At 61.2% G+C, this 12,948-nt stretch carries 12 protein-coding genes; 7 read left to right on the plus strand and 5 right to left on the minus strand.

From position 1 onward, the window contains the following. Nucleotides 1-17: 17 nt before the first annotated feature. Nucleotides 18-938 carry a phosphatidate cytidylyltransferase gene (locus CWE17_RS10900; RefSeq protein WP_131457141.1) on the plus strand — a complete coding sequence of 307 codons (921 nt, stop codon included), beginning with the start codon at nt 18-20 and terminating at the stop codon, nt 936-938. A gap of 22 nt (nt 939-960) precedes the next feature. On the opposite strand, the gene CWE17_RS10905 is transcribed toward CWE17_RS10900, so the two are convergent. From CWE17_RS10905 to CWE17_RS10925, 5 genes are all read right to left on the minus strand, one after another. Continuing rightward, nucleotides 961-1,596: a DUF2993 domain-containing protein gene (locus CWE17_RS10905; RefSeq protein WP_131457143.1), complete on the minus strand. Its 636-nt coding sequence runs from the start codon at nt 1,594-1,596 to the stop codon at nt 961-963. Next, a complete protein-coding gene (locus tag CWE17_RS10910; protein ID WP_131457145.1) occupies nt 1,593-2,462 on the minus strand; it encodes an alpha/beta fold hydrolase in 870 nt (289 codons plus the stop codon). The genes CWE17_RS10905 and CWE17_RS10910 overlap by 4 nt, the downstream gene beginning before the upstream one ends. Then, complete coding sequence (locus CWE17_RS10915) at nt 2,459-3,604, minus strand: iron-containing alcohol dehydrogenase family protein (RefSeq protein WP_131457147.1); 1,146 nt, start codon at nt 3,602-3,604, stop codon at nt 2,459-2,461. Before CWE17_RS10915 ends, CWE17_RS10910 begins: the two co-directional genes overlap by 4 nt. An 8-nt stretch (nt 3,605-3,612) precedes the next feature. Continuing rightward, the gene (locus tag CWE17_RS10920; protein ID WP_131457149.1) at nt 3,613-6,240 is read right to left on the minus strand and encodes an ATP-dependent Clp protease ATP-binding subunit; all 2,628 of its coding nucleotides are present in this window, start codon (nt 6,238-6,240) and stop codon (nt 3,613-3,615) included. A gap of 209 nt (nt 6,241-6,449) precedes the next feature. Beyond that, a complete protein-coding gene (locus CWE17_RS10925; protein ID WP_370318305.1) occupies nt 6,450-6,878 on the minus strand; it encodes a GNAT family N-acetyltransferase in 429 nt (142 codons plus the stop codon). Between the two features lie 83 nt (nt 6,879-6,961). On the opposite strand from CWE17_RS10925, the gene lysA reads away from it, so the two are divergent. The 6 genes from lysA to CWE17_RS10955 are packed head-to-tail and all read left to right on the plus strand — an operon-like array spanning nt 6,962 to nt 12,931. Beyond that, nucleotides 6,962-8,317, plus strand: coding sequence for a diaminopimelate decarboxylase (gene lysA, locus CWE17_RS10930; RefSeq protein ID WP_131457153.1), 1,356 nt, complete (start codon nt 6,962-6,964; stop codon nt 8,315-8,317). A 25-nt stretch (nt 8,318-8,342) separates the two neighbouring features. Next, on the plus strand, nt 8,343-9,194 hold the full coding sequence (gene cdaA, locus CWE17_RS10935) for a diadenylate cyclase CdaA (protein WP_131457155.1): 852 nt from the start codon (nt 8,343-8,345) through the stop codon (nt 9,192-9,194). Then, nucleotides 9,191-9,991 (plus strand): isoprenyl transferase, encoded by an 801-nt coding sequence (locus CWE17_RS10940; protein WP_131457157.1) that lies wholly within the window; start codon nt 9,191-9,193, stop codon nt 9,989-9,991. The genes cdaA and CWE17_RS10940 overlap by 4 nt, the downstream gene beginning before the upstream one ends. Nucleotides 9,992-10,014: 23 nt before the next feature. After that, complete coding sequence (gene bioB, locus CWE17_RS10945; RefSeq protein WP_131457495.1) at nt 10,015-10,989, plus strand: biotin synthase BioB; 975 nt, start codon at nt 10,015-10,017, stop codon at nt 10,987-10,989. Next, entirely contained in the window at nt 10,989-11,933 is a 945-nt protein-coding gene (locus tag CWE17_RS10950; RefSeq protein ID WP_131457159.1) for a rhodanese-related sulfurtransferase, read from the plus strand. Before bioB ends, CWE17_RS10950 begins: the two co-directional genes overlap by 1 nt. Then, nucleotides 11,930-12,931, plus strand: a complete 1,002-nt coding sequence (locus CWE17_RS10955; protein WP_131457161.1) for a DUF952 domain-containing protein — start codon at nt 11,930-11,932, stop codon at nt 12,929-12,931. Before CWE17_RS10950 ends, CWE17_RS10955 begins: the two co-directional genes overlap by 4 nt. Nucleotides 12,932-12,948 lie beyond the last annotated feature (17 nt).

Consider the following 12,948-nt stretch of genomic DNA (forward strand, 5'->3'; position numbering starts at 1 on the left):
GCCGCGGGATCCAACGGGTGGTTGCTGAAGGTACAACCAGTGAGACGGCGTTGAGGCGCAGTGGCGTTGATCGCAAGCGTCTGAGCAGTGGTGTGCTGGCCGGCGTGTTTGGGCTCGTGGTCGTCGGCTTAGGTGGCTGGTGGTTCACCCTGGCGCTTGGGGTGATCGTGCATCTGGGGTTGCTGGAGTTCTTCCGCATGGCCCAGTTCACCGGCATTCGTCCAGCCACCAAAACCACATTGGTGGCCTGCCAGCTCATGCTGATCAGCACCCAGTGGGGCGTGGAAGGCGGATTGCCCTCGCACCTTGCCGCGGCTGTTCTTCCCCTCTCTGGCGCAGCGATCTGCGGCTGGTTGTTGCTTCAACCCGTGACCGGATCGATCGCCGATATCGCGGCTTCGATTTTCGGCCTGTTTTATCTGGGCTTTCTGCCCAGCCATTGGATCAGGCTGCGCAACCTCTCCGACGTTTCCCTGGCGCCGGGCCTTTCGGATCTTCCCGCCTGGTGTGGTGGTTGGATCAGCAGCGGCCTGGTGATCACGTTGATGGCCTGTCTGATGATCGTGGCGAGTGACATCGGCTCGCTCCTGATCGGGCGCCGCTTTGGTCGCATGCCCCTGTCGCCGATTTCACCGCGCAAGACCGTGGAGGGTGCCATCGGTGGGCTCCTGGCCGCAGTGCTGATGGGTGTTGCCTTCGCACTGCTGCTGCGATGGCCCCTGGCTCTCTGGCTAGGCGGGGGGCTGGGTGCCTTGGTGGCCTTGTTCGCCCTGGTGGGGGATCTGACCGAATCGATGATGAAGCGGGATGCAGGCCTTAAAGACTCCGGTGATGCCCTGCCTGGCCATGGCGGCATTCTTGATCGCATCGACAGCTATCTGTTCACCCCCGCGGTGGTCTTCTATGCCGTCACGTTGGTCTTGCCGGTGCTGCAGTAATCCTCAAAACAGCACCGCCCTCTCAAGGCTTCACTGTGGCTTCACCAAGGAGGTGGAGTTGGCCTGCCTGGAGTCGGGCTTCCTTAATACGGATGCCTGGGTCCATGGGCAGATGGACAGCCTCATCGGCATCCAGATGTTCAATGCGTAGGGTGCCGGCATCCGCCTGGAGTCGGAACTGACGACGAATCGAGTCGCCGGCATTGATGACTGGAGCCTCCAGCAAAAGAATGTCGTTGTTCACAGTCAGGCTCCCCAGGGTGGGCAGTCCGAGGAGTTGTTCAGCCAGCCAGTCACCGAGCCATCGCCAGCGATCGCTGAGCAGGGCTCGGTTGAGATCCGTGCCCTGCAGGGTGACGCCACCGGTGAGTGAAAAGGCTTGCTGAAGCTGCAGAACCTGTTGCGGGAATCCAGGCCGCAGGTTGACCTTCAACGCTCCGCTACGCAGTTCAGCGTGCTGAATCGGCAGTCCCTGAAAACTCACCCGCCTGGCCTTCAGGTCAACCGCATCCAGTCGGCCGCGTAGGAGCTGCAAGGCTGATCCGTGCAGATTGAGCTTCAGCTCGCCGACCTCGTCACATTGACTGCGGATCCAGAGCCCCAGGCCATTGGCCAACAGCTGAAGGATCGGACCGGAGCTGGCACTGCTCTCACTCATCGCTGGACCTCCATGGATCTCCATCGCTCGGCCACGAGTTCAGCTTGATCGAGATGGGGCAGATGTCCACAAGCGTCAACCTCCTCAAGCCGTGAACCCAGCAGCGTCATAGCAGCTCGTTTTTGCGGCGCTCTCAGGATCCGATCCTGGCGTCCCCAGAGCACGTGGAGGGGTTGCGGGGGAAGTGGCTCACCGCAGCCCGCGAACCCTCCACTACGGGCAAAGGCTGCGAGGGTCTTGGCCCAGCCGGGCACCTGAAGGTGGAGGGAGGCGATTTGCACCTCCGGATCACCCACGCTGGTGTCGGGCTCTGCAAAAGCCTGCCGGCATAACCCTTTGCGGACACCGGGGCGCCCGAGAAACCACACCCCTAGTTGATCCAAGACCGGAGGAAGGGGCATCGGTCGGCCATCAAGACCTGCTGGGGCAAGCAACAGCAAGTTGTTGATCCGCTGCGGATGACGACGGGCCAGTTCCAGGGCGACGGACCCACCCATGGAGGCGCCAATCACCCCAATCGGCTCGTTGGCTGGAAGTTGATCCAGCAGATGGCTCAGATGCTCCATGACGGCATTGGGGCCGACGCTGGCTTCGGGATGGCGTGGGCAGAACCCGAAGCCATAGAGATCCGGGATCAGCAGAGTGTGATCTCTGCTCAGCAACGGGGCCAGTCGACGGAACTCCAGGTGTGAGCTGTCAAAGCCATGCAGCATCAGCACCAGTGGTCCCTGGCCTTGACGCACCACTGGATAGCGATCCGCTACAGGGCCATCAAGAGGCAGCCATTGCACCGATGCGATCAGCTCGCGGGCCTGAGGATCGAGCAGGGTGGGTGCGGCCTTCTCCAGCAGCTGCTGGTTGTTCAAGCCTTTTGCTCCTTCGGTTGTTTCTGGCCACTGGTGATCCCACTGTCGGTGCTGATCAGGGCTTCAAGCAGATCGGTTTCAGTGACTGCGAAGGGCAGGTGATGGAGATCCGATCCGGGGCGGCAGGCGAAACGGCTGGCGCTCCGCAGCTCGTGAAGACCGGCCTTGGCCAGGCCGAGGTCCGTCAGGGTGACCGGCACCCCCATTGACTGGAGAATGGGGAAAAGCTGACGGCGAGCCTGGGCTGCTAACTGGCTACCTCCCAAGCGTTCTTCAAGACGCAGCTGCACCAGAATCCCAAATCCCACCTTCTCGCCGTGAAGGGCGTCATGGCAGGCCGGCAGCTGGGTGAGTCCGTTATGGACGGCGTGGGCAGCCACGGTTCGGCATTGAGCTCCACCCAAACCACCAATCACCCCTGCCGTCAGTCCGCAGGCTTCAGCCACCCTGACCCAGGCTTCACTCTGAGGATCGGTGAGAGCGGTTTCGGCATCGATCAGGAGCTGGTCGCGCAGCACTCGAGCCATTTGCACGGCCTGCTGAATCACGCCGTCGTTGCTGGCGCCGCTACTCACCGAAGCCTCGTACCACTTGGCGAGAGCATCGGCGATTCCGCTGGCCAGGGTGCGGGCTGGTGCTTGGCGCACCAGGCTGTGATCAAAGATCAAAAGATCCGGACAGTGCTTGAGGGCGACGTCTCCTTCAAAGGCACCACTGGGTGAGTAAAGGTTGGAGAGTGCAGTCCAACCGGCGCAGGTGGCAGCGCTTAGCGGCACGGTGATGCAGGTGAGGCCTAGGCGATCAGCCAGCAGTTTTCCGGCATCGAGAACCTTGCCGCCGCCGGCAGCGATCAAACCATCGCAGGCGTGATCACGCAGCTCCTGCTCGAGACGCTTCAGATCGCGTTCACAGCAATCGAACTCCAGGATGAGCTCGTGGGGGGAGAGCCCCGAGCGGTTCAGATCATCTTTGAGTTGCTCACGAAGCGAGCTCGTGGCGGAGCTTCGTCCAAGCAGGGCCGGTCGGTGACAGAGGGATGCAATGTGTGGAAGGGCCTGCAACCAGGCCCCCTCACCCCTCATCACCCTTGCTGGGGCGATCGCATGGCTGGCGTAAGCCGCCGATGCAGCGGGTTCAACCATGTCCGTTGTCAGAGTCCAGCGCTGGCGAGCTCAGGAGTGACTGGGGCACTGCTGTTGCCGTGCCTCACCACCACCTGTTTCTTCTCGTCCACATCCACCTCGACGGCATCACCATCCTTGATCCGACCTGAGAGCACCTCTTCGGCAAGGCTGTCTTCGAGCAGTCGCATCACGGCACGACGCAGGGGACGAGCTCCATAGGCGGGGTTGTAACCCTCTTCCACGAGACGTTCCTTGAAGGCGTCGGAGACTGTGAGGGTGATGCCTTTCTCGCCGATGCGAGAGAAGACCTCTCGCAGCATGATCTCGGCGATCTCCTTCACCTCATCGCGGTTGAGCTGACGGAACACGATGATTTCGTCGAGGCGGTTGAGAAATTCAGGACGGAAATACTGCTTCAGCTCTTCGTTGACGAGGGAGCGGATGCGGTTGTACTGGTTCTCTTCGGCGTTCTCTCCTGAGAATTCAAAGCCCAGGCCACCGCCGCCCTTCTCGATCACCTTCGAACCGATGTTCGAGGTCATGATCACCAGGGTGTTCTTGAAGTCGACGGTGCGACCTTTGGAGTCGGTCAGTCGGCCGTCTTCAAGAAGCTGCAGAAGCAGGTTGAACACATCGGGGTGCGCTTTCTCGATTTCGTCAAAGAGAACGACGGTGTAGGGACGGCGACGCACGGCCTCCGTGAGTTGTCCACCCTCGTTGAAGCCCACGTAGCCCGGGGGAGAACCGATCAGCTTGCTGACCGTATGCCGCTCCATGAATTCGGACATGTCGAGCCGGATCATGGCTTCTTCGCTGCCGAAGAAGTAGGTGGCCAGAGCTTTGGTCAGCTCGGTTTTACCCACCCCTGTCGGGCCGGAGAAGATGAAGCTTGCAATGGGGCGATTGGGGTTTTTGAGACCAACGCGAGCCCGTCGGATCGCTTTGGATACGGCCTTGACGGCTTCGTCTTGACCGATCAAGCGCTGGTGGAGGGTGTCCTCCATGTTCAACAGTTTCACCGATTCGCTCTCGGTGAGTTTCTGCACTGGAACGCCTGTCCAAGAGGCAACGATCTGGGCGATGTCCTCCTCGTTCACCACCGGGGTGGTCAGTTCACCACCTTCAGATTTTGTCTCGCTGGTGACCTCTCCCGATGCACCCTCTGCCACAGCTGTTGCGGCTGGAGATCCAGCCTCGGCTGTTTGGCTTTCAGCGTCAGGCGAGTCGTTGCTGTCGGTGTTGCTGTCGGTGTTGCTGTCGGAGCGGCTGCTCTGAAGCAGGGTGCGGATCTGTTCGCGCAGCTCCACTTCCTTGTCGCGCAGCTCACCGGCGCGCGTGAAATCTTGATCGCGAACAGCTTCTTCCTTTTCTTTCTGAACCTGGCGTAGCTCCTTGTCCACCTCCTTGGCAGCGGGTGGCAGCTTTGAATTGAGGAGGCGCACACGGCTGCCGGCCTCGTCGATCAGATCGATGGCCTTGTCAGGAAGGAAGCGATCCGAGATGTAGCGGTCGCCGAGGGTTGCGGCCGCTTCAAGGGCTTCATCCGTGATCTTGAGGCGGTGGTGTTGCTCGTAGCGCTCTCGCAGACCGCGCAGGATTTCGATCGTGTCGGCAATCGACGGCTCACCCACCGTGACGGGCTGGAAGCGCCGTTCAAGAGCAGCATCCCGTTCGATGTGCTTTCGGTACTCGTCGAGTGTTGTGGCACCGATGCATTGCAGCTCACCACGGGCGAGGGCCGGCTTGAGGATGTTGGCAGCGTCGATCGCGCCCTCGGCTGCACCTGCACCAATCAAGGTGTGCACCTCGTCGATCACCAGGATCACGTTCCCGGCCGCCTTGATCTCCTCCATGATTTTTTTCAGCCGTTCCTCGAACTCACCGCGATATTTGGTGCCGGCGACGAGCAGGCCAATATCGAGAGTCAGAACACGCTTGTCTTCGAGGATGTCAGGGATATCACCCTGATGAATGCGTTGGGCGAGACCTTCGGCAATCGCGGTTTTGCCCACACCAGGCTCACCAATGAGCACCGGATTGTTTTTGGTGCGCCGGCCGAGGATCTGGATCACCCGTTCGATTTCGTTCTGTCGACCGACGACGGGATCCAGCTTGGCTTCACTGGCGAGCTGGGTGAGGTTGCTACCGAATTCATCGAGGGTCGGTGTCTTGGTCGACCCCTTGCTGCCCCCACTTCCGCTGCCGGCCCCCACTTCGGCGGTCTCGCCGAGCATGCGGATCACCTGGGTGCGGACCTTGGCCAGATCAACACCGAGGTTTTCGAGCACGCGCGCAGCGACACCTTCACCTTCTCGGATCAGGCCGAGCAGGAGGTGTTCGGTGCCGATGTAGTTGTGGCCCAGTTGTCTGGCTTCCTCGAGCGAAAGCTCCAGGACGCGCTTGGCTCGGGGGGTGAAGGGAATCTCGACGGCAACGAAGCCGGAGCCCCGTCCGATGATTTTTTCGACTTCTACCCGGGCGTCCTTGAGGTTGACGCCCATTGACTTCAAAACCTTGGCGGCCACGCCTGTTCCCTCGCCGATCAGGCCGAGAAGAATTTGCTCAGTGCCCACGAAGTTGTGACCCAGGCGGCGAGCCTCTTCCTGGGCCAGCATGATCACCTTGATGGCCTTCTCGGTAAACCGCTCAAACATCGTCCAGGCCGGATGCAGATACAACCAACTTATCAGGGCCGGAGCATTGCTGTGAGCGGATTGCCGTACCGGCAACTTCCCAGCGCCAGTGGGGGGTGAGCCTGGATGAAGTTGTTAACCAAATCCGTAAATTTGCGATCATTTTTGATGCAAATGCCCGTGATCTCACTCCGATGCTTCTGCCTGCACCCCTGAATTGCCAGGCACGGTCAAGTCAATTTTCGCCACTGAATCAGAGCATCACGTCCGTCGCTGTAGTAATCGCGACGACAGCCGGCAGTCTCGAAGCCGCAGTTGGAATACAGGGCCAGTGCCGCAGCATTGCAACTGGCGACCTCCAGGGTGGCGTGACGTGCGCCGCCAGCGGCGGCGCGCTGCAAGAGCGCTTCAAGGAGCATCCGGCCGAAACCGCAACGCCGTCGCTCTGGAGCGACGGCCACTGCCGTGATGTGCAACTCATCCCCCACCATCCAGCCACAGGCGAGGGCCAGCAAGCGCGGTCCGTCAAAAAGACCGAGGCAAATCCGTTGCGCTTCTGAGAGCTCGTGGGTCCATTGCTGCAGGGTCCAGAGTCCGCCCAGGGCAGCTTCGTCTAAATCTCGACAGGCTTTGGCATCCCCCGCGCTGAGGGTGGTCACGGTCGTTTGGCTCTCCATCGTGACGTCAGCACCGGGCGCCCCGCTTCCTACATTGCCCGCTTCAGGCGCTGCTGACCTGCTTTATGCCATACCCCTTCGAGTCGGGCTGTGATCCCCAGAGTCCTAACCGGAACCTCGCGCCTGTCAGTGCGGGCCTTGATCAGCAGGGTCGCCTTGAGGTCGGTGGCTGCCGGCTCAGCGACCTGGCAGAGCGTTATGGCACGCCTCTTTATGTCTTGGATGAAGCCACAGTGCGTGCCGCTTGTCGGGCCTATCGAGAGGCCCTGAGCGAGCACTATCCCGGCGACTCCCTAGCCGTTTACGCCTCGAAGGCCAACAGTTCCCTTGCGATGACGGCTCTGGTGGCCTCAGAGGGCCTTGGGCTTGATGCGGTCTCAGCCGGTGAGCTGCTGACTGCCCTGCAAGGTGGGATGCCTGCGGAGCGCATCGTTCTGCATGGCAACAACAAATCCGATGAGGAGCTGTTGTTGGCCTACCGCAGCGGTGTCACCATCGTGGCCGACAACCAGCATGACCTTGACCGCTTGGCTGAGCTGGTCCCCTCCGGCGGAGAACCGGCGCGGCTGATGCTTCGGTTTACGCCAGGCATTGAATGCCACACCCACGAATACATCCGCACGGGCCACCTCGACAGCAAATTCGGTTTTGATCCCGATCAGCTCGAGCCGGTTCTTCAAGGCCTTCGTCACTGTTCATGGGCTCGGGTGACCGGACTGCATGCCCACATCGGATCGCAGATCTTTGAGCTCAATCCCCATCGCGACCTGGCGTCCGTCATGGCGGATGCTCTCAAGCTGGCAAGAGATTTAGGCCATCCGGTGGAGGACCTCAACGTCGGAGGTGGCCTCGGGATCCGTTACGTCGCCTCCGATGATCCCCCGTCGATCGCCGCCTGGGTTGAAGTGGTGGCGACGGCCGTTGCCGCCGCATGTCACGACCGTGGGCTTGCCCTTCCGCGTCTTCTTTGTGAACCCGGTCGATCGCTGGTGGCATCCGCAGGGGTGACGCTCTATCGCCTGGGTTCCCGCAAGGAGGTGCCTGGTTTGCGGACCTACCTCTCGGTGGACGGAGGCATGAGCGACAACCCAAGGCCGATCACTTACCAGTCGCTCTACACGGCCTGTCTGGCGGACAAGCCTCTGGCAGCAGGGGAGGAAACGGTCACCCTGGCGGGCAAGCATTGCGAGTCGGGTGATGTTCTGCTCAAAGACCTGTCGCTTCCCCTAAGCGTCAGTGGTGATGTTCTCGTTGTCCTGGCCACCGGGGCCTACAACGCGTCGATGAGTTCCAACTACAACCGCATTCCAAGACCAGCAGCCGTGCTGGTTCATGACGGGGATGCCGACTTGATTCAGCGACGGGAGCGGCCTGAGGATCTGCTCCGCTACGACGATTTACCCGCTCGACTGGCCCGGTAGGCTGAGGTCTGAACGGGAGGCTGATGTGAACGTGTCGGGGGTGTTTCATCCACGCCTTCTTCTCGACGTTCTCTTCGCCTCGTCCATCGGTTTTCTGCTCTTTTCCAGGGTCAATGAGCAGCGAACGCTTTGGTTGCTGAGGGGCTATCTCTTTTTGGTGGCTCTGGCCTGGTTTGTCCAGCGTTTCGCCAACCTTCCCCTCACGTCCAAGCTGGTCGACGCCCTTGTGCTGGCCTGTTCACTCTCGCTCGCCATTCTCTGGCAGGGCGAACTCAGGCGCTTGATGGAGCTTCTCGGTACGGGTCGCCTGGCCGTCCTGGTCGGTAATCCCCAGGCCAAGCAGCGAGCCACTGCCAGCACGGTGGCTCAGCTCACCGATGCCTCTGGACGGCTGTCCCAGAGCCGTCGAGGTGCCCTGATCGTGGTGGACCTTGGCAGTGATCTGAGGCCGGAGGATTTTCTCAATCCTGGTGTGCCGATCGATGCACAGCTCAGTAGCGAGCTGTTGCTCAATCTGTTCGCTTCGGATACGCCATTGCACGATGGTGCCGTGCTGGTGAAGGGCAGCCGCATCCTCGCGGCCGGAGTGATCCTCCCCCTCTCCCGCCAAGGGATCAGCCGCTATGGAACACGCCACCTGGCTGCCCTGGGGATCACGGAACGCTTTGACCGCTGCATCTGTGTCGTTGTTTCCGAGGAGACCGGCACCCTGTCCTTGGCCAATCAGGGACGTCTGGAGCGTCCGATCACCAGCAGTCGCCTCCAGGACCTCTTAACCGAATTGATGGGGGTGCCATCGGGGGCATCATCAGCCAAGTCGGCGAGCCTTGGCTCAGGGCGTAGCGTGTCGGTCGGCACTCAGGATCCGCTTTCGTGAGCCAACGCTTGGCCGCCAGCTCTGACGATTCGAAGATCAGGTCCCTTCCGGCTGACCTCGATCCTGCGCGTCTGCCCGCCCACATTGCCGTGATCATGGATGGCAACGGCCGTTGGGCTCAGGCCCGAGGCCTGCCGCGCGTCATGGGACATCGCGCCGGTGTCGAGGCCCTCAAAACCACCTTGCGCCTCTGCAGCGATTGGGGCGTCAAGGCGCTGACCGCCTACGCCTTCTCCACTGAGAACTGGTCGAGGCCCGGGGATGAGGTGAATTTTCTGATGGCCTTGTTTGAGCGGGTTCTCCAGAGGGAACTTCAGGCCCTCGAGGCCGAACAAGTGCGGATTCGTTTTCTTGGCGATCTTCAGGCGCTTCCCGATCGGCTGCAGGCTCTCATTGAGGAGGCCACGGCCCGCACCGCGGAGAACAGTGGCATTCATTTCAATGTCTGCACCAACTACGGAGGACGCCGGGAGCTGGTTCAGGCCGCCCGCAAGTTGGCTGCCCAGGCGCTGCGTGGTGAGATCAGTCCGGATGAGATCGACGAAAATCGCTTGGCTTCTGAACTGTTCACCGCTGGGGAGCAGGATCCCGATTTGCTGATTCGCACCAGTGGTGAACGGCGGATCAGCAACTTTCTGCTTTGGCAGCTGGCCTATGCCGAAATTCACGTGACCGATGTGTTCTGGCCTGATTTCGACCAGCTGGCCCTGTTGGAAGCCCTTCGTGATTTTCAGAGCCGAAGCCGTCGTTTCGGTGGACTGGATGGCCTGACGGATCCCGGCGCTCTGGGATCCTGAACATCAGATCAGAGATGGCGTTGATGAATGAGCCCACAACCCCTCGCCATGACTGGAGCGTCGAGGAGATTCAGGCACTTCTGGATCAGCCACTGATGGATTTGCTCTGGCAGGCCCAGGCTGTCCATCGCTCCGCCAATCCCGGTTATCAGGTCCAGCTGGCTTCCCTTCTGAGTGTGAAAACCGGGGGCTGCGAAGAGGACTGTGCCTACTGTCCTCAGTCCATGCATCACAGCAGTGATGTCACGGGCCAGCCTGAGCTGGATGTGGAGCCTGTGCTGGAGAGGGCGCGTGCTGCCAAGGCGGCAGGGGCCGATCGCTTTTGTATGGGCTGGGCCTGGCGGGAAATCCGCGAGGGTGCCCCCTTCGAAGCAATGCTTTCGATGGTGCGCGGCGTGCGTGAACTGGGCCTTGAAGCCTGCGTCACCGCCGGAATGCTCACAGATCATCAGGCTGAACGCCTCGCCGAGGCAGGGTTGACGGCCTACAACCACAACTTGGACACCAGTCCCGAGCATTACGACCAGATCATCACCACGCGCAGCTACCAGGAACGGCTTGAGACCCTCCAGCGGGTGCGCAGGGCTGGGGTGACCCTGTGCTGTGGAGGCATCATCGGCATGGGTGAAAGCCAGCGCGATCGCGCCTCCATGCTTCAGGTGCTGGCTGGGATGAATCCACACCCCGAGAGTGTTCCGATCAACGCGCTGGTGGCGGTGGAAGGCACGCCGCTCGAAGAGCGGGAGCCGGTTGATCCGCTTGAGCTTGTGCGGATGGTGGCGACTGCACGCATCCTGATGCCCCAGAGCCGTGTCCGCCTCAGTGCTGGACGGGAGCAGATGAATCGTGAAGCTCAGATTCTTTGTCTCCTGGCAGGGGCTGATTCGATCTTCTATGGCGAGACTCTGCTCACCACCTCCAATCCTCAGGTGGAGGCCGACCGTTCATTGCTGGCCGCGGCTGGAGTCCAGGTCAGTTGGCAGGAGCTGGCGGCCTGATGGCGCCGTCGCTTTTGGTGGCCGCCTTCTATTCCTTCACGCCTCTGCCTGAGGCAGAGCGGGAGTGTTTGCTCGAGGAGCTTCCCCGGTTGGCCGCGAAGGGGGACGTGCTCGGCTCGGTGCTGATCGCCACGGAGGGGGTGAATGGCACCATCAGTGGTCCTGAGCAGGGAGTGGAGAGCCTGCTGGAGGTCTTGCGTCAGACGTTGACGCTCGAAGAGCAACCTTATGCGCGTTTGGATGTGAAGCGCAGCTGGAGTGACAGCCAGGTCTTTCGTCGTTTTCGTGCCCGTCGCAAAAAGGAAATCGTCACGCTGGGATGTCCTGAAGTGGACCCCCGCCGCAGTGTGGGTGTCTATGTGGAGCCTGAGGATTGGAATGCTCTGATTGATGATCCCGAAACACTGGTGATCGACACCCGTAATCACTACGAAGTGGCCATCGGCAGCTTCGAGGGGGCGATCGATCCGGGTACAGAGAGCTTTCGGGACTTCCCCGACTGGGTGGAACGGGAACTACGACCCCGCACTGAGGTGCAGGTTCCCAAGCGCATCGCCATGTTCTGTACCGGAGGAATCCGTTGCGAGAAAGCGAGTGGCTACCTGCAGCAACAGGGGTTCGGAACTGTGCATCATCTGCGCGGCGGCATTCTCAATTACCTCGAAAAGGTTCCGGAGGCCCAGAGTCGTTGGCGTGGTGAATGCTTTGTGTTCGATCAGAGGGTGGCCCTGAACCATCGGCTCGAGCCGGGTGTGCATCGTCTCTGCCATGCCTGTGGGCTGCCGCTGACCCCTGCCCAGCGGGCGTTGGAGACCTACGTGCCGGGAGTGCAGTGCCTGCATTGTGTTGATCGCTTCAGCGATGCCGATCGGGCTCGCTTCTCCGAACGCCAGCGCCAGATTCGTCAGCGCCAAGAGCGTGACCAACAGCAAACAGCGCGATGAGCGATCTCCCGATCCTCTACAGCTTCCGACGTTGTCCCTATGCGATGCGGGCTCGCTGGGCCTTGCTGGAGGCGGGGTTGCTGGTCTCCTGGCGTGAGGTTGAACTCAAGGCCAAGCCCTCAGCAATGCTCGTGGCCTCTGCCAAGGGCACGGTGCCAGTCCTGGTGCTTGCCGATGGCACTGTGCTCGAACAGAGCCTGGATCTGATGCGTTGGGCTCTGGAACAGTCGGATCCGCGCAACCTGCTGCGGGTTGGTGATCGAAGTGCTCAAGAGCAGATTGCGGCCCTCCTCGCGTGCAACGACGGACCCTTTAAGCACCATCTCGATCGATACAAGTACGCCGACCGGTATCCCGGGGAGCGGCAGCAGGATCATCACCATGCCGGTCTCACCATCCTGTGCCGTTGGAGTGATCAGGTTGCGCAGGGTGGTTGGTTGCTCGATCACCAACCGTCCCTTGCCGATGGGGCGCTTTGGCCCTTCGTGCGGCAGTGGCGCATTGCCGATCCAGAGCGCTTCGATGCCGAGCCTGCCCTGGCGCCATTACGGGACTGGCTGAAGCGATTGGTGCAGGCCCCTGCGTTCGAACGGCTAATGCAACGGGCCGATCCCTGGAGCCCAGGCGGCTTGCAGCCCCTATTCCCTGCTGATGCCATCCCTGTGCCGGGCGATCAACCTCTGTTTCATCTCGCCTTGTTAGAGGACTGGACCGCAGCCCAGGCCTGCGGCACTTACCGCATCTCCACCCGGGGACTCACGTTGGAGGAGGTGGGGTTCATCCATTGTTCCTGGCGTGAACAGCTGGCCAGCACCTATCGGCGTTACTACGCGGACGCGGAGGCTGTGCTGCTGCTGGAAATCGATCCGGCTCTCGTGAAGGCTCCCCTGCGGGCTGATGCGATCGTGACCGGTGAGCTCTTTCCTCATCTCTATGGCCCCCTGCCCTGTTCAGCCGTGAAGCGGGTGCAACCGGTGGAGCAGGGGGCTGATCTCTGAGCCTGTCGATGTGTGAT

This window comes from Synechococcus sp. BS56D (assembly GCF_004332405.1).
Classification (GTDB): Bacteria; Cyanobacteriota; Cyanobacteriia; order PCC-6307; family Cyanobiaceae; genus Synechococcus_C.

Excerpts from the sequence above, each read along its gene's own strand:
- lysA (WP_131457153.1), top strand. The coding sequence starts at position 6,962 with ATGCCATACCCCTTCGAGTCGGGCTGTGATCCCCAGAGTCCTAACCGG.
- CWE17_RS10950 (WP_131457159.1), top strand. The coding sequence starts at position 10,989 with ATGGCGCCGTCGCTTTTGGTGGCCGCCTTCTATTCCTTCACGCCTCTG.
- CWE17_RS10915 (WP_131457147.1), bottom strand. The coding sequence starts at position 3,604 with ATGGTTGAACCCGCTGCATCGGCGGCTTACGCCAGCCATGCGATCGCC.
- CWE17_RS10955 (WP_131457161.1), top strand. The coding sequence starts at position 11,930 with ATGAGCGATCTCCCGATCCTCTACAGCTTCCGACGTTGTCCCTATGCG.
- bioB (WP_131457495.1), top strand. The coding sequence starts at position 10,015 with ATGAATGAGCCCACAACCCCTCGCCATGACTGGAGCGTCGAGGAGATT.
- CWE17_RS10920 (WP_131457149.1), bottom strand. The coding sequence starts at position 6,240 with ATGTTTGAGCGGTTTACCGAGAAGGCCATCAAGGTGATCATGCTGGCC.
- CWE17_RS10905 (WP_131457143.1), bottom strand. The coding sequence starts at position 1,596 with ATGAGTGAGAGCAGTGCCAGCTCCGGTCCGATCCTTCAGCTGTTGGCC.